Raw genomic sequence first — 16346 nt, 5'->3', positions numbered from 1 at the left:
CACGTCCGAGCGGGCGGCGAACCTCAGGGCGAGCCGCACGCCTACGGCCTCAATTCGATGACCGTCTTACCGATCCGGATGGGGACGCCGGGCTCGACGGGCAGGGCACGCGTGAGTTGGTTGCCCGCGAGGAAGGTTCCATTGGTCGATCCGAGGTCCTCGATGAACCAGCGGCTGCCCTGGGGGAACAGGCGCGCGTGTCGGCCCGACGCGTAGTCGTCCTCGAGTACGAGGGTGGCCTCCTGGGCACGCCCCAGCAGAATGGGACTGGCCGCGAGATCGAGGGTCGTGCCACTGAGCGGCCCCTCCGTCACCACGAGTCGGCGCGCAGGGGTCCGCACGGGCGCGGGCTCCTCGACCAGATCGGGGTTACGGCGAATCTCCCGCGCAGTGGGCGCACCCACTTTGTTCCGGCGTCCGACCACCAGGTCGCGCCGCAGGGCGCCGACCGTGCTGAGGACGAGGATCCACAGGAGGATCAGGAACCCGAATCGAAGCAGGGTGACAGTGAGTTCTCCGGCCTCGCTCATCGGGGCCCACCCCCGCCGGGCGTCGCGACGAGATGGAAGGTCAGTCGTGAACGACCCATCGTGATGGTCGAGCCGTCCGTGAGCTCCACCTGGCCGTGGACGCGCTGGCCGTTGACGTAGCTGCCGTTGGTGGACCCGAGGTCGACGGCGACCACACGGCCGTCCTGGGCACGGATCTCGAGGTGCCGCCTGGACACGCCCGTGTCATCGATGAGGATGTCCGCCTCGGACGAGCGTCCGAGGATGACCGACCCTGCGTTGATGGTGTACCGACGGCCGTCGATATCGAGCACGGGCTGGTAGCTCGTCGGCTGGCGGCGCGGTGCGGCCGGGGCCTGCGGTCCGGGCGGACGCCCTGAGGCGGCCTGCTTCTCGATCGAGGAATCGATCTCGAAGACTCCGGGTTTCAGGTCGGGATCGTGTTCGAAGGAGACGCGGACCGGGCCCTGCAAGGTGTACTGCTGACTGTTGACGTGGGCGATGACCACGTCGCACAGCTCCTCGGCGAGGGCCGAACCCCACTCCTGGGCGCGATCGAAATCGGAGTCCGAGAGCCGGGCGGTGAAGACGTTGGGTGCGAGGGTGCGTCCCTGGGCCAGGACGAGCGATCGGTTGTCCAGTTCCTTGCGCAGGGCACTGGCGATCTCGAGGGGCTGCACCTGGGAACGGGATCCTGTGGCGAAGGCGCCGCGAACGAGTTTCTCGAGTCCGCGCTCCACATTGTCGAGAATTCCCACCGGTCCACCTCCTCACGTCCACGTTTCCGTCCGAAGCCCGTCAGCGAGTGCTGCGGGGTGCTACCCGGTCCTGTTGACGGCAGGGTCCAGCCGGGCATGTTCTCCCGATACTACTGGGATGCCCCAACAATGATCCCCATCAGCCCCGCCGGGGTGATTACTTTGTCCTAACGATCGCCGTGCCCGGACCGGGCCGGCAGCGGGGCGGATCGGCATGGGAGCGGGCCTGTTTAGGTGATCCGGGCCGGGCTCGGCTATGCTTGTCTCTGCTGTTCACAACACCTGCGCCTGGCGCACGGAGTTGGAATCTCGAATTGCGCGAGTGGCGGAACGGCAGACGCGCTGGCTTCAGGTGCCAGTATCCGAAAGGGTGTGGGGGTTCAAATCCCCCCTCGCGCACACGGCAGTACATCACCAGGAAGGGCCTCCGCTCAGCGGGGGCCCTTCCTGCGTGAGGCGTCGTCCTCCTGCTGCCGCTCCGCGGACCTGCCGGTGGCAGGATTCCGTGCCGGGGCTCCGCCTGCACCCCCGTCAGCGGAAGTCGCGGGATTTGGTGGTCGCCCTGAGCTGCAGCACCTCGATGCGGTCCGCGACGATGTTGACGATCCCCTCGGACGACCGCTCGAGGACGCCGCGCACGATCACACTGCTCGCTTCACGCGCGACCCTGCGATGCCGTTGCCAGACGCCGACCGAGCAGATGACGTTGACCAGGCCCGTCTCGTCCTCGAGGTTCATGAAGGTGATGCCGCTCGCCGTCGCCGGCCGTTGCCGGTGCGTCACGACCCCTGCCACCTCCACCCGCCGTCCCGACTCCGACGTCTTCAGCTCGACCGCCGTCACGGCGCCCCGCCGCTTCAACCGGCTCCTGACATGGCGCACCGGATGGTCGTCCGGCGTGATTCCCGTGGACCAGAGATCGGAGCCGACCTTGTCGATGTCCGAGAGGTCGGGCATCAGCGGTGGCTGGATGTAGACAGCCGTGCCCTTGATCTGTCCCTCGCGCTCGGTGGAGGCAGGCCCGGCGTTCCAGAGGGCTTCGCGGCGGGTCAGGCCCATCGAATCGAAGGCACCCGACGCAGCGAGGGCTTCCAGCTGCCCCGCGTTAGCCCCCGTGCGGCGCGCGAGGTCCGGCATGTCCTCGTAGGGTCCGTTGAGCTCCCTCTCGGCGACGATCTTCTCCGCCAGCTTCACCCCGAGGGTCTCCACGCTCGTGAGCCCCAGTCGCACCGCGTAGTGACCGTCGCGGCGGTGCGGCGTGGAGTCGAAGGGTGTCTCGCGATCGAAGTAGCCGACCGGGGGCTGCTCGTCCTCCGCGCAGCAGTCCATGCCCGTGGTGTTCTCCCGTGGATCCGCAGCCGGCTCGTACCCCTCCAGCGGTTCGAGGTCGGCGTGGACACCCGAGTGGAGGATGTCCGGGCGCAGCACGACGGCTCCGTGCCTCCGCGCATCGGCCACGAGCGTCTGGGGAGAGTAGAAGCCCATGGGCTGTGCACGCAGGAGGGCCGCGAGGAATGCTCCCGGGTAGTGAAGCCGCAGCCACGCGCTCACGTAGACCAGCAGCGCGAAACTGATCGAATGGCTCTCCGCGAAGCCGAAGTTCGCGAACGCATGGATCTTGTTGTAGATGGTGTCCGCCACGGCACCGGTGATCCCGTTGGACTCCATCCCCTCGTACAGCGTGGCCTTGAGCGAGTCGATCCTCTCCTCGCCGCGCTTGGATCCCATGGCCCGGCGCAGCAGATCCGCGTCCGCTCCGGTGCACCCTCCCACCACCATGGCCATCTGCATGAGCTGCTCCTGGAAGAGCGGCACGCCGAGTGTCCTCTCGAGGACGGGTTTGAGGGCGGGGTGGATGTACCGGACCTCTTCCTCGCCCATCTTCCGCTTGATGTACGGATGCACGGCGCCACCCTGGATGGGGCCGGGCCGTACGAGGGCCACCTCGATCACCAGGTCGTAGAACTGGCGCGGCAACAGACGCGGGAGCATCCCCATCTGCGCACGGCTCTCCACCTGGAACACGCCCACCGAGTCGGCGAAACACAGCATGTCGTACACACCCTGTTCCTCCTTGGGGATGGTGTGCAGCTCCCACTTCTCCCCGAAGTGCTGCTCGACGAGATCGAAGTTGTACTGGATCGCGGCGAGGATTCCGAGCCCCAGCAGATCGAACTTCACCAGCCCCATCCAGGCGCAGTCGTCCTTGTCCCACTGCAGGACCGTCCTGCCCTCCATCCGTCCATGTTCGATCGGGCATACTTCTCCCACCGGCCGATCGGTCAGGACCATGCCGCCGGAATGGATACCCATGTGGCGCGGGAACCTGAGGACCTCCTGGGCCAGGCTCACCACCGACTCCGGGATGTCGTGGTCGTCGCTCGAGACGAGACCGCCCCACCGCTCGATCTGCTTGGACCAGGCATCCTGCTGGCCCGGACTGTGCCCCAGCGCCTTCGCCATGTCGCGGACGGCGAACTTGGGCCGGTAGGTGATGACGTTGGCCACCTGTGCGGCATTGAACCGTCCGTACTTCCGATAGACGTACTGGATGACCTCCTCGCGGCGGTCCGAATCGAAATCGACGTCGATGTCCGGCTCCTCGTCACGCATGCTCGAGAGGAACCGTTCGAAGGGGAGCCGGTACTTGATGGAGTCCACGGCCGTGATCTCGAGCAGGTAGCAGACCGCTGAATTGGCCGCTGATCCTCGTCCCTGGCAGAGGATCCCGTTGCGCCGTGCGTAGTGCACGAGGTCGTGGACGATCAGGAAGTACCCGGGGAAGTTCTTGTCCTCGATGACCTCGAGCTCACGCTCGATCCGTTCCCGGACGTCGGTACGGCTCCCGTAGAGCTTGTCGGCCCCCTTCCATACGAGCTCGCGCAGGTAGCTCATCTGCGTGTGACCTTCCGGGAGGTCAATGTTCGGCAGGCCGGGCTTCACGCTGCGAAGCGTGAAGGCGAGATCGGCCGCGATGTCCACGGTGCGTTCCACTGCTCCGGGGTAAGCCCTGAAGCGTCGACCCATCTCGGCGCCGCTCCGCAGATGGGCGGCGCCGGCGGCCGGCAGCCAGCCGTCCATCTGGTCCAGGCTCCGCCGGGCACGGACCGCGGCGAGGGCGGAGGCCAGCCGGTGCTGGCCAGGGGTGGCGTAGTGCACGTTGTTGGTCGCCACGGTGGGGAGCTTCAGCCGTGCGGCCATCGAGGTGAGGGCGTCGTTGTGTGCGGTGTCCAGCGGGTTGCCCTGGTCGGTCAGCTCGACAGCGACCGAGTCCTTCCCGAACAGGTCGACGAGCATGCGGAGTTCGGTCTCGGCTGCGGCTTCCCCGCCGGCGACGAGAGCCGAGCGGACCGTTCCCTTTCGGCATCCGGTGAGGACCATCCACTCACCCGCGGCATGCGCGGCGAGGCTCTCCAGCCGGTAACAGGGTTTCCCCTTCTCTGCGTCGACGGCGAGCTGGGCTTCCGTGATGGCTGTGGAGAGGCGATGGTAGCCGGCGGATCCCCGGGCGAGGACCAGAAGGTGCTGTCCTTCGGGGTCGGCCTCCCCGTTCTGGGGTCTCGACAGATCAAGGGAGAGTTCCGTCCCGTAGAGGGTGGAGAAGCCGGGGTACTTCTCTGCCGCCTCGGCGAAGTGGACGGCCCCGTACAGGCCGTCGTGATCGGTCAGGGCCATCCCCGAGAGTCCCAGCCGCTGTGCCTCCTCGGCGAGGTGCTCAGGGCTCGATGCGCCGTCGAGGAAGCTGAAGTTGGAATGGACGTGCAGTTCCGCGTAGGGCACCACAGGGCCCTCGGGTGCCGAGACCTCCGCAGGAGCCGTGTAGGGCTGGCGTTTCCGGGACCAGGCCGGGCTGTCTCCACCATCGGCGCCGAGGGGTGGCGCTCCCGGCCTGGTGGTGTCCGAGAGGTTCCGCTCGAAGTCCGACCACGGGATGGGTGGGTTGTTCCAGCCCATGGCACACGCACCGCCCTCTCCTGCTTGTCGTCCTGTTTGTCGTCCTGCTGCGCCGCAGCGCTCCTGCTGGGTTCCCTGTTTCCTGTTCCCGCCCCCTGTTCCCGGACCCGTCAGTCGTACCTGGCCTCGATCCACCACCGGTGGTCCTCGATCAGCAGCAGCCAGGCCGATCCGGAGTGGTCCACCAGCTGGAAACGGTTGAGCACCCGGCCGGACGGATCCCACCAGCGCTCGTTGATGGGCCACGGACCCGCCCAGGAGTGCACGGGTTGCGGGGTGCCGTCGCGCTCGGCACTGAAGAAGGCGGGGTCTGCACTCACGAGGCCGCGGGCATCCACATCCACGGTGTTGCCCCGGGAATCGACGACGGCGGCGGCGACGGGCTCGGCGAACACGGTGGCGGGAGCCGGGCCGGGAAGACGCCCGGGCCAGGGCTGGTCCCGGTCCTTCACCGGGGTCTTCGCGGCCTGCTGCGGGGAGACCTCCGCGTCTCCCCAGGGGATGAAGACGCGTCGGTCCGCGAGGAGCCGTCCACCTGCCACGACCGCCGTGAGGACGGCTCCGTGACCCAGCATGCTCTGCACGCGGGCCAGTCCGTGGTGGATGCCCTCGTCCGGTCCGGTGCCCCAGAGTCCGTCCGCGTGGTCACTGAGGTTCTCCACGATCTCGGGCACCACGTGGACGCGCGAGACACCCGAGGTGAGTCCGTGGTCGGAGGCGTTGGTGCCCTGGAGCTGCCAGCGCACGCGGTCCACGACGTCGTCGGCGTCGAACCAGCGCGGATGCTGCCAGCGCCGTTCGGAGGACTCCCCGGATTCGGTGTGCAGCGAGACGTGCAGCGCCGTGCACACGAGTCCGGCCTCACGCAGGGTGTCGACGAATTCCCCGGCCCGGGAGCGGAAGGCGAAAGCGAGCTGGTCGATCCGCGCGAGCGGTGGTTCGAAGTCGACGGCGGCGTCGAGGTGGGGCGGAGGGGTGCGCGCCACGACGTTGCGGTGGTCGAGGCCACTGGCCTGGCGGTGTGCGAGGGCACCTTCGATCCCGAAGCGGTTGCGGACGTCGGAGGCCCTGAGTGCCGCGAAGTCCCCGAGCGAGCGGATCCCGAGGCGTTTGAGCAGCACGGTGAGCTTGGGCTGCTCGAGGATTTCCAGGGGGTAGCTGCCGAGGAACCAGGCCGATTCCCCCGGGGGGATGACGACGAGCTGCGGGACGTCGTCATCCAGCTGGTCCGTGGCCCGGGCCGCCTGCTCGGCGGCGAAGGGGCCGTCGGCGATCCCGATCCGCACGTCGGTCAGGCCGATCGCTGCGAGGGTCTGGAACACGACGCCGGCCGCTGCGGCCTCACTGCCGTAGTACCGCGTGGGTCCCTTGACCCTGATGGCGCAGAGACCGGGGCGGATGACCTGGACACCGGGCATGATGGTCTCCACCGCTGCCGTCACGGGCTCGAAGGTGCGGTCATCGAGGGACGGGTCGTAGGGGAGGCAGACGAGTCCCGTACTGCGGGCCTGTGCCTCCCTGACCCGCAGTCCCCGCTTCACGCCGTCCTGGCGGGCCGCAGGGGAACACGCGAAGACCTCGCCACGGTCCACGAGGGCGAGGGCGGAGTCCGCAGGCAGGGCGTGTTCACGCAGCGCTGCGGTGATGGGCCAGTCGGGACACCAGAACATGAGGGTCCGGGTGGCGGCGGCCGTGCTGGTGGGAAGGGTGGGCAGGGTCGCCGTCACGAGGACCTCACCAGCTGGGGTTCGAAGAGGGCGCTGCTCCCGATGTCGTGTGGTGCGGGAGGCGTGTGCGGGGCGGACAGCGGGGAGCCGTCCGCCGGGACACCCTGCAGATCGGCCAGTCCCACATAGGCATGCCGCAATCGGCCCGAGGGCTGGGTTGCGGTGATCTTCATGCGGCGCGCCCTCAGGTGGCCCGTCCCCGAGCCCAGGCCCTCCCAGGCACTCTCGGCCACCCCGAGCGTGGAGTCGCTCTGCTTCCAGGCACCGAGGGTGATCAGCGCGGCACCACGTTGACGGAGCCGGGCCTTGAGCCGGGCCCACTCGGTGGGGGCGAGGTGCTCCGGGGCGCGGGTCAGGACGATCGAGACGACGTCCACGAGGGCAGCCGTGACAGTGAGCCACTGCGAACCGGGATCCGGGACCAGGATCAGGCGCTCGAGGTTGATCCCCAGACCCTGGGCAGCCTCGACGCTGAAGTCCGGCATGCCGATGACGCTGCACCAGGCGCCTGTTGCAGAGGGGCCGGCGAGCAGCGCCATGGCGAGGGTGGCGGAATTGCGGACGGCGTAGGAGCCGCCGGACTGGATGCCTCCACCGGGCAGGATCCGCGCGAGGGCCGGGACGGTGGGCAGCAGGCGGGAGTCGAGTCTGGCGGCCTGCATGCTGTTGATGCGTGCCTGGAGCCCACGGGTGAGATCTGCTGCGGGAGCTCCCGAACGACCGGCGGGAAACGGGCGTGACGATCCCTCGAGGTCGGGAGAGGGCTCATCCCATTCGAGGGCATGGCCGGCAGCTGGAGGCGTCACTCGTCAATATTCGAATACGTGTTCGATTAAGTCAATCGGCGCGCCTCCGCTGAAATGCGCATCCCTTATGGTAGGCGCGAACCATCACGGAATCCGGTCGGGTCCCGTGGTCCCCGTGAAGGGCAGCAGCGTTCCAGCTGAGGACTCGATGGTAGGAAGGGCCTCTGACGGTTCAGGGGTCGCCGTAGAGCACGTGCCGGGAACAGCATCGGATCAGCACCGGGTCAGTACCGGGTCAGCGCCGGATCACGGCACGTGGGACGGATGCCGTGAGGTCCAGGACAGGCATCAGGGCGCCAACGCGTCAGGCGCTCGGACGCCGGGCGTCAGGAGCGGAAAGGCCAGGGCGATCAGGCGTCGGAGGCCTTGCGGGCGGCGTCGCGTTCCTTCACGCGTGCCGCTTCCGCACGGACGGCAGCCTGCGTGGACCGCTCAGCGACCAGCCAGGCCGGCGGCTCCTGCAGCAGGGCGGTGATCTGCTCGCTCGTCAGGGGATCGGTGAGACCGCCACGGGCGAGTCCGCCGATCGAGATACCGAGTTTCTGTGCGACGACGGGGCGGGGGTGCGGACCGGTGCGCCGCAGCTCGGCGAGCCACTCCGGCGGTGTCTGCTGGAGGTCGTTGAACTCCGCGCGCGTCAGCTCCGTCTCCTGGAAGTCCTGGGGAGCGGCGGGTAGGTAGATTCCCAGCTTCTTGGCCGCGGTGGCGGGCTTCAGGGTCTGGGGCGTCTTCGCGGGAGTCATGCATCCAGCTTAACGGGCGCGGCGCGTCGGCCATGATCGGGCGCTCCGGCCACGCGCTACTGTGATCACGTGCCCACCGACCAGTCCAGAAGCCTCTCCGTCGGCTTCGTCCCGGGCGTCACGCCCGGCAAGTGGGCGGCCCGGTGGCGGGAACGGCAGCCGGGCGTACCCCTCGAACTGCACCAGCGTGACGACGCCCTCACGGCACTGCGGGACGGGACCGACGACGTCGTGTTCGTCCGTCTGCCCGTCGATCGCGACGGCATCCATCTGGTCCCGCTGTACGAGGAGCAGCCCGTCGCCGTGATGTCGCGGGAGGACGAACTGTCCCTGTACGAGGAGATCCCCGACGGGGAACTCGACGGACTGACGCTGCTCGACATCGCCGAGTGCGGGGGGCCCAGGATGGCCGTGGAGGTCGCAGCCTCCGGCGCGGGTGTCGTGATCCTGCCGATGTCCCTCGCCCGCCTCCATGCACGCAGGGATGCGGTGCACCGGCCGGTGGAGGGCTTCACCGCCACGACCATCGGCATTGCGTGGCGTGTGGAGGACGAGTCCGACGACGTCGAGGAGTTCATCGGCATCGTTCGCGGGCGAACAGCACGGAGTTCCCGCCAGCCGTCGCAGCGCGAGGCGCCGAAGAAGTCCTCGGCTCAGAAGGCTGCGGAGAAGAAGGCCGCTGCGAACACGGCGACGGGCAAGGGAATCACCGGGAAGAAGGCTGCGGGTGCGGGCCGGAAGGGCGGGGCCGCGCAGAAGAGTGGCGGAAAACCGTCGCCGAAGAGGCCGTCCGGTCCGGCAGGTTCCCGGGGGAAGCGCCGCTGACACCAGCCCGTCGGTGCGGAGGTGCATGATGGACCTGCACCGGGAGACCGGCACTCGACGAAACGGCACCGGAAGAACGGCACCATGGACGCAGACGTCATCATCATCGGCGCGGGACTCGCCGGACTGGTCGCGAGCAACGAGCTGGTCCGCGCAGGCCGCAGGGTCGCCATCGTGGAGCAGGAGAACGCCAGGAACCTCGGTGGACAGGCGTTCTGGTCCTTCGGCGGCATCTTCCTGGTCGACACCCCCATGCAGCGCCGCCTCGGCGTGAAGGATTCCTTCGACCTCGCCTGGCAGGACTGGCAGGGCTCGGCGGCCTGGGACAGGCTCGACGGCGACCTGCCGGAGGACGAATGGGCCGCCCGGTGGGGCCGTGCATACGTGGAGTTCGCGGCTGGTGAGAAACGCCCGTGGCTGCAGGAGCAGGGTGTGAGGTTCACGCCCCTCGTGGGGTGGGCCGAGCGCGGCAGCGGGACCGCAGCGGGGCACGGCAATTCCGTGCCCCGGTTCCACGTGCCCTGGGGCACCGGTACCGGGATCTCGGAGCCCTTCGCGGACAAGGCCCGGGCCGCGGCAGAGGCGGGGTCGGTCACGTTCCACTTCCGGCACCGGGTGGACGGCCTGATCTTCGACGGCGATGCGGTCGTCGGGGTGCACGGGTCCGTCCTGGCTCCCGATGATGCCGCACGGGGTGTGGCCTCGAACCGAGATCGGGTGGCGGATTTCGAAGGGCGTGCCCAGGCCGTGGTGATCGCGAGCGGCGGGATCGGCGGGAACCATGAGCGGGTGCGTGAGTGGTGGCCCCAACGGCTCGGCACGCCGCCGTCGAGCATGATCACGGGCGTTCCGCAGCACGTGGACGGGAGGATGCTCGATATCGCGGCCGAGGCCGGTGCCCGCCTCGTCAACCGTGACCGCATGTGGCACTACACGGAGGGTGTGCAGAACTGGGACCCGGTCTGGCCCCAGCACGGCATCAGGATCCTCCCCGGCCCGTCCTCGATGTGGTTCGACGCCCTGGGCCGCCGGCTGCCCGTACCCGGGCTGCCGGGGTACGACACCCTCGGGACGCTGAAGCTCCTCCGCACCACGCCCGACATCGCGCAGTACGACCACTCCTGGTTCATCCTGACGCAGAAGATGATCGAGAAGGAGTTCGCCCTGTCCGGATCCGAGCAGAACCCGGACCTGACGGACCGGGACCTGGGACTGCTGGTCCGGAGCCGGCTCGGCAGGGGAGCCCCGCCCCCCGTGGAGGCGTTCAAGCGCAACGGAGCCGACTTCGTGGTGGCGGCGAGCCTCGGCGAACTGGTCGCGGGGATGAACGCCCTGACGGACACGCCGCTGCTGGACGTCGGGACGATCGAACGGCAGATCCGGCAGCGTGACGCGGAGTTGGACAATCCCTACTCGAAGGACACCCAGGTGCTGGGCATCCACAATTCACGCCGGTTCCTCGGCGATCGCCTGACGAGGACGGCGCGTCCCCACAAGATCCTCGACCCCCGGGCCGGACCCCTGATCGCCGTCAGGCTGCACGTCATCACACGGAAGTCCCTCGGAGGTATCCAGACGGACCTCTCCGGGAAGGTGTTCGGCGCCGGGGGCAGGCCGATCCCGGGTCTGTATGCCGCCGGTGAGGCTGCCGGCTTCGGTGGGGGCGGCGCCCACGGCTACAACGCGCTCGAGGGGACGTTCCTCGGCGGATGCATCTTCTCCGGTCGCGCCGTCGGACGCTCGATCGCGGACCTGCTCTAGCCTCACCCGAGCGTCGGAGGGCCCGTTCCGGTGCGGATCGGACCCTCCGACGACGGCGCGCCGGTCAGAGGAGGGACGCCAGCGCGAACACGACCGCGGCGATGGCGAACCCCATGACGCCGATGGTCGTCTCCATGACGGTCCATGTCTTCAGGGTGGTCTTGACGTCCATGTTGAGGAACCGGCCCACGAGCCAGAACCCGGAGTCGTTGACGTGGCTCGCCACCACCGAGCCACCGGCCACCGCGACCACGAGGGCTGCAAGCTGGAGCGCGTTGTAGTCGCCGGCGAGGATCGCGGGTGAGATGAGACCCGACGCCGTGGTCAGGGCCACGGTCGCGGAACCCTGCGCGATCCGCAGGATGGCCGCGATGAGGAACCCGGCGAGGATCAGCGGGATACCGAGGTCGCCGAGCACGTCCGCGAGGGCATCACCGATGCCGCTCGTGCGCAGGACCCCACCGAACATGCCGCCCGCACCGGTGATCAGGATGACCGAGCAGACGGGACCGAGTGCGGCCTCGAGCGTGCTCTCGAGCACTGTCTTGTCGATGCCACGGCGGCGGCCGAGGACGTAGGAGGCCACCAGCAGCGAGATGAGCAGGGCCACCGGGGTCTCACCGAGGGTCCGGAGGACCTGGAACCAGGTCTGGTCGGTGAGCGTCTCGTCGAAGGCGCCCGACCGGGCCGCGGTGTTGAGGCCCGTATTGAGGAAGATCAGCACGAGTGGGAGCAGCAGGATGCCGACGACGGTGCCGAACTTCGGGGGGTTCGCCTCGGCGTGCTCGTCCGCCGTGCCGAGGAGCTCAGGAACGGGGAGCACGAATTTCCTGCCGACCCACAGTCCGTAGAGGTACGAGGTGACGTACCAGGTGGGGATCGCTGCGATGAGGCCCACCAGGATGACGACGCCGACATTGGCGTTGAAGAACTCCGACGCCGCGACCGGGCCGGGGTGCGGGGGGACGAAGATGTGCATGACGGAGAACGCGCCGGCAGCCGGCAGGCCGTAGCGCAGCACACCGCCGCCGAGTCGGCGTGCGACGGAGAAGACGATGGGCAGCATGACCACGAGCCCGGCATCGAAGAAGATGGGGAAGCCGAAGATCAGCGAGGCGACACCGAGGGCCAGGGGTGCACGGTTCTCGCCGAAGACCCTGATGAGGTAGTCGGCCAGCACTTTCGCGCCGCCGCTGGTCTCGACGAGACGGCCGAGCATCGCACCGAGTCCGACGAGGAGGGCGACGGCCCCGAGGGTCGAGCCGAAGCTCCCCACCAGCACTGTCACGATCTGGGACGTGGGGATGCCGGTCGCGAACGCCGTCGCCAGGCTCACGAGGATGAGCGAGACGAAGGCGTGCAGGCGGAGCTTGATGATGAGGAACAGCAGGACGAGGATCGCTGCTGCCGCGATCAGCAGGAGCGGCCCGGCGGTGAGGCTCTGGGTCCATCCTTCTATAGGCATGTTTTCTCCGTTGAAAGGGGTTGGGAAGGGAGGAGAGGGCTAGCCTGCGCGCAGGCCGAGCTGGTCGATCACGCGGGACACGACGTCGTGCGGGGTTCCGGTGTTCTCGATCATGACGCCCTGCTCGTCCGGGCCGAGCGGCTCGAGCGTGCTGATCTGCGAGGGCAGCAGCGATTCCGGCATGAAGTGCCCACTGCGTGTCTTCATGCGTTCGAGGATGAGGTCGGTGTCACCGAGCAGGTGGACGAAGTCCACCCGACCTTCGGCCTGGGTGAGGACGTCGCGGTACGAGCGCCGCAGCGCCGAGCACGTGACGACGGTGCTGCGACCGGCCTGCGCCTGCTCGGTCAGCCAGGTGCGCATGGACTCCAGCCACGGCCAGCGGTCCTCGTCGGTCAGCGCGGTCCCGGCGGTCATCTTCTCGATGTTCGCCGGCGGGTGGAAGTCGTCCGCTTCGGCGAACACCCACCCCAGGGTCTCGGTGAGCTGCGTGGCAATGGTGGTCTTGCCGGATCCGGAGATACCCATCACGACCACGTGACGCGAACCTGTATCCATGCTGACTCCTTCGTCGGTACCTGGGGGAAGACACTCGCGATCGAAGCAAAGGTAACACCACTTGGCCCGTAAAGGTAATACCTTTACCGATGCAGTCGGGCGGCCCTACAGTAAGGGCACCGGTGGATCCATCGGTGGATCGATCGGCGGGCACCGAGGAGGGTGATGGCGGCGGAACCGGTTCCCCCAGGCGCCGAGACGGAGACCGCCGCGGTGTTCCATACCCGCATGCTCACCGCCCTCGGACAGGACATCATCGACGGCGTGCTGCCCGAGGGGACCCGGCTCACCATCGAGGGGCTGCAGGAGCAGTTCGGTGTTTCGCGCACGGTGGTGCGGGACTGCATGCGGGTCCTGGAGTCACTCCGGCTGATCGTGCCGAAGCGTCGCGTGGGGCTGGTCGTCCAGGGCCCCGGGCGCTGGAACGTCTACGACGCCCGCGTCATCCGATGGCGGCTCAACGGGCCCGGGCGCGCAGACCAGTTCCACTCGCTCACCCAGCTCCGGCGCGCCGTCGAACCCGTGGCCGCCGCACTCGCCGCCACCCATGCATCACCGGCCCAGCGCGCCCGTATCCTGGAGCTCGGTCATGAGCTGCGACGGCTGGGTGAGGGTGGGAAGCTCGGGGAGTTCCTCGAGGTGGACATCGAATTCCACACCCTCGTCCTGGAGGCGAGCGGCAACGAGATGTTCGTCGCCCTCCGTGGCGTGATCGCGGAGGTCCTCTCGGGCAGGACTCATCAGGGACTCATGCCCCACAACCCGAGGGAACACGCACTGCTCACCCACGAGCAGGTCGCGACGTCGATCAGCGAAGCGGATCCCCAGCGGGCCGAGGCTGCCATGGCCTCCCTCCTGGCCGAGGTCAGCAGCGCGATCAGCTGACCTCCGGCGAGGAGCGAGGCACGGTGACGCGCGCGGCCAGGATGGCGACAGCGGGTTCCCCTGTACTCCTCTGACCGGGGCGACGCCCTACGGGTCGAAGTGCGTCTCCGGCTCCACCTGGCCGATCGACGCCACGACCGACGCGGCGATGTCACGGACCTTCGTGTTGCGGCTGCTGGAGACCGACTTCAGGATGGTGAAGGCCTCCGCCTGCGTGCATCGGTTCTGGGCCATGATGATGCCGATCGCGATGTCGATGGCGGTCCGCGATTCCATGGCCGATCTGAGGTCCGACACGGAGTCGCTGCGCTGGGTGAGACGCACCGAGAGCATCAGGGCCTGGGAGGTCTGCGCCACGAAGGCCTCGGCTGCGGAGATGTCCTCGGGGGTGAACCCGCCCGGCTCCGCCGAGTACACGTTGAGTGCTGCACGGGCGCCGGACTGGAGGGCGAAGGGCACGGCCAGGATGGAACCCACACCGTGCTCGGCGGCGCGGGCGAGATACCGCCCCCAGCGTTCGTCCTGCCGCGCATCGGCCACGTGCACGGTGCGCTGTTCCTCGCAGGCCGTGATGCACGGGCCTTCGGCGAAGGCGGCCTGGAGTTCGTCGAGGACCCTGGCGCGCTCGTTGCTGCTGGCCACCGTGCTCGCGTGCTTGTTCCGCAGCAGGGTGATGCCGCAGAGAGTGTCCTGCGGCCCTGCGAAGAGCTGGGAGGCGGCGAAGCGGGAGAATCCCGTGAGGAACTCCTCGACGTCATCCGTCTCGAGGAGGAGGCCCTGGAGGTAGTCCACCGTGGTCGGTGCAGAAACCTTGTCGGCCATAGCTACGGATCCTGATTCGTTCAGCCACCGGGCGGGCGTGAACCGCGCCGTCCGGGATGTCCGGATGCGTTCCGGAACCGATACGCCACCCGATGGTGGGTGTGATCGGCCTTCTGCTAGACCATGGGTCAGCCTACCCAATGCGCGAGGCGCGCAGGTCCTCCGTGTTCGGTCACGGCGGCCCGGGGTACGCGATCGGGGAGGGACGCGCCTCGCGGCACCTCCCTCCCCGAGCGGTCGTCGGTTGAGCGATCAGACCGTGGCGTTCTCCGTGCCGGCGGGAGTGACGACCTCGGCGGTCGGCTCCATGTTCTCGGCGTCGACCATCCACGCGTACTGCTCGAGCTTGGCGATGAAGCCGTGCAGGAGGTCCGCGGTCGTGGGATCCTCCTCGTCGATCTGGTCGTGTACGTCGCGCATGGTCTTCACCGAGGCGTTGAGCATGCGGACCACGAGGCCCACGGTGTCCTTGGTGGAGACGAGGCCTGCCGGGAAGGGATCGATCTTGGTGCCCTCGGCAACGGCGACACTGCGCCCGTCCGGGACGGCGTGCAGTGCGCGCATGCGCTCCGCCATCTCGTCCGCGAAGGCGCGTGCGTCGTCGATGATCTCGTCCAGCTGCAGGTGGAGATCGCGGAAGTTCTTGCCGACCACATTCCAGTGGGCCTGCTTGCCCTGCAGGTGCAGTTCGATGAGATCGACCAGGACGGCCTGCATGTTGTCTGTGAGGGTGGGTGAAGCCTTCATGAATCCTCCAGTGCTAGAGAAATTTCCTCCGCCCGGCGGCGCGCGAAGCCGCTGTTCAACGCCGGGAGGACTCCTTTCACCCTAGACCTGCGCGTTGGCCAAATCCAACCGATCTGCCTACGCTAAGGGAACTTACGGTTTTGCCGCGCGATCACCGGTGGAGGGTGGTACGGGCGGCGCCGGAGTCTCTACGAAGGAGGAACCGTCATGGCGTCAGTGCAGGAATCTATCGACGTAGCAGTACCGGTCAGCACCGCCTACAACCAGTGGACGCAGTTCGAGAGCTTCCCCCAGTTCATGGGGGGCGTGGACTCCATCACGCAGACCTCGGACACCCATACCCACTGGGTCACGAGCATCGGCGGCACCAGGCGCGAGTTCGACGCCGAGATCACCGAGCAGCACCCCGACGAGCGTGTCGCGTGGAAGAGCACCGACGGCGAATCCCACGCCGGCGTGGTGACCTTCCACCGTCTCGACGAGAACACCACGCGGCTCATGGTGCAGATCGACTGGCATCCCGAGACCTTCACGGAGAAGGTCGGGGCCGTGGTGAACGCCGACACCGTCCAGGTGAAGGGCGACCTCAAGCGCTTCAAGGCCTTCATCGAGAAGAGCGGGGGCGAGAGCGGTGCATGGCGCGGAGACGTCGAGGCTCCCCCCACGGGTGGCACGTCCGAGGCGACGCCCGCCAACGACACACTGCCGGACACCTCGACGAACGACCCGGATTCGGGCGGACCCCGCGCCTCCTGACGCGCGTATCGCTGGACGAGGCGGATCCCA

Annotated in this window: 14 protein-coding genes and 1 tRNA gene; 5 read left to right on the top strand and 10 right to left on the bottom strand. The window is 68.3% G+C overall.

The annotated features are described in order from the left end of the window. Window positions 1-41: 41 nt before the first annotated feature. Both FJV46_RS05565 and FJV46_RS05560 read right to left on the bottom strand, forming a co-directional pair. Entirely contained in the window at window positions 42-530 is a 489-nt protein-coding gene (locus FJV46_RS05565; RefSeq protein ID WP_087029111.1) for an FHA domain-containing protein FhaB/FipA, read from the bottom strand. Further along, window positions 527-1267 carry an FHA domain-containing protein gene (locus FJV46_RS05560; protein ID WP_087029112.1) on the bottom strand — a complete coding sequence of 247 codons (741 nt, stop codon included), beginning with the start codon at window positions 1265-1267 and terminating at the stop codon, window positions 527-529. Before FJV46_RS05560 ends, FJV46_RS05565 begins: the two co-directional genes overlap by 4 nt. Window positions 1268-1583: 316 nt before the next feature. Between FJV46_RS05560 and FJV46_RS05555 the strand changes: the two genes are divergently transcribed. After that, a tRNA-Leu gene (locus FJV46_RS05555) sits at window positions 1584-1666 on the top strand. Between the two features lie 132 nt (window positions 1667-1798). Here FJV46_RS05555 and FJV46_RS05550 read toward each other — a convergent pair. The 4 genes from FJV46_RS05550 to FJV46_RS05535 form a co-directional block, all read right to left on the bottom strand. Beyond that, the gene (locus FJV46_RS05550; protein WP_087029114.1) at window positions 1799-5221 is read right to left on the bottom strand and encodes an error-prone DNA polymerase; all 3423 of its coding nucleotides are present in this window, start codon (window positions 5219-5221) and stop codon (window positions 1799-1801) included. A 110-nt stretch (window positions 5222-5331) separates the two neighbouring features. Further along, entirely contained in the window at window positions 5332-6948 is a 1617-nt protein-coding gene (locus FJV46_RS05545) for a DNA polymerase Y family protein (RefSeq protein WP_232008536.1), read from the bottom strand. Continuing rightward, window positions 6945-7754 carry a DnaE2-dependent mutagenesis accessory factor ImuA' gene (gene imuA', locus FJV46_RS05540; RefSeq protein WP_126130537.1) on the bottom strand — a complete coding sequence of 270 codons (810 nt, stop codon included), beginning with the start codon at window positions 7752-7754 and terminating at the stop codon, window positions 6945-6947. The genes FJV46_RS05545 and imuA' overlap by 4 nt, the downstream gene beginning before the upstream one ends. Window positions 7755-8104: 350 nt before the next feature. Next, the gene (locus FJV46_RS05535) at window positions 8105-8497 is read right to left on the bottom strand and encodes a DUF5997 family protein (RefSeq protein ID WP_087029118.1); all 393 of its coding nucleotides are present in this window, start codon (window positions 8495-8497) and stop codon (window positions 8105-8107) included. 69 nt (window positions 8498-8566) lie between these two features. Between FJV46_RS05535 and FJV46_RS05530 the strand changes: the two genes are divergently transcribed. Both FJV46_RS05530 and FJV46_RS05525 read left to right on the top strand, forming a co-directional pair. After that, window positions 8567-9322 carry a LysR substrate-binding domain-containing protein gene (locus tag FJV46_RS05530; RefSeq protein WP_087029120.1) on the top strand — a complete coding sequence of 252 codons (756 nt, stop codon included), beginning with the start codon at window positions 8567-8569 and terminating at the stop codon, window positions 9320-9322. An 84-nt stretch (window positions 9323-9406) separates the two neighbouring features. Beyond that, window positions 9407-11083, top strand: a complete 1677-nt coding sequence (locus FJV46_RS05525; protein ID WP_087029122.1) for an FAD-binding dehydrogenase — start codon at window positions 9407-9409, stop codon at window positions 11081-11083. A gap of 64 nt (window positions 11084-11147) precedes the next feature. Here the strand turns inward: FJV46_RS05525 and FJV46_RS05520 are convergent, their stop codons facing one another. Both FJV46_RS05520 and FJV46_RS05515 read right to left on the bottom strand, forming a co-directional pair. Then, window positions 11148-12548 (bottom strand): GntP family permease, encoded by a 1401-nt coding sequence (locus tag FJV46_RS05520; RefSeq protein WP_087029124.1) that lies wholly within the window; start codon window positions 12546-12548, stop codon window positions 11148-11150. 39 nt (window positions 12549-12587) lie between these two features. Then, on the bottom strand, window positions 12588-13106 hold the full coding sequence (locus FJV46_RS05515) for a gluconokinase (protein WP_197715703.1): 519 nt from the start codon (window positions 13104-13106) through the stop codon (window positions 12588-12590). A gap of 165 nt (window positions 13107-13271) precedes the next feature. On the opposite strand from FJV46_RS05515, the gene FJV46_RS05510 reads away from it, so the two are divergent. Then, window positions 13272-13991, top strand: coding sequence for a FadR/GntR family transcriptional regulator (locus tag FJV46_RS05510; RefSeq protein WP_087029126.1), 720 nt, complete (start codon window positions 13272-13274; stop codon window positions 13989-13991). An 87-nt stretch (window positions 13992-14078) separates the two neighbouring features. Here the strand turns inward: FJV46_RS05510 and FJV46_RS05505 are convergent, their stop codons facing one another. Together FJV46_RS05505 and FJV46_RS05500 are read right to left on the bottom strand one after the other, a co-directional pair. Continuing rightward, complete coding sequence (locus FJV46_RS05505; RefSeq protein WP_087029127.1) at window positions 14079-14813, bottom strand: GAF and ANTAR domain-containing protein; 735 nt, start codon at window positions 14811-14813, stop codon at window positions 14079-14081. Between the two features lie 252 nt (window positions 14814-15065). After that, window positions 15066-15560: a Dps family protein gene (locus tag FJV46_RS05500; RefSeq protein ID WP_087029129.1), complete on the bottom strand. Its 495-nt coding sequence runs from the start codon at window positions 15558-15560 to the stop codon at window positions 15066-15068. A gap of 207 nt (window positions 15561-15767) precedes the next feature. On the opposite strand from FJV46_RS05500, the gene FJV46_RS05495 reads away from it, so the two are divergent. Further along, window positions 15768-16316 carry an SRPBCC family protein gene (locus FJV46_RS05495; RefSeq protein ID WP_087029131.1) on the top strand — a complete coding sequence of 183 codons (549 nt, stop codon included), beginning with the start codon at window positions 15768-15770 and terminating at the stop codon, window positions 16314-16316. Window positions 16317-16346 lie beyond the last annotated feature (30 nt).

Source organism: Arthrobacter agilis (assembly GCF_006494655.1).
GTDB classification, from domain to species: Bacteria; Actinomycetota; Actinomycetes; order Actinomycetales; family Micrococcaceae; genus Arthrobacter_D; species Arthrobacter_D agilis.
This window is presented reverse-complemented; position numbering and strand designations above follow the sequence as displayed.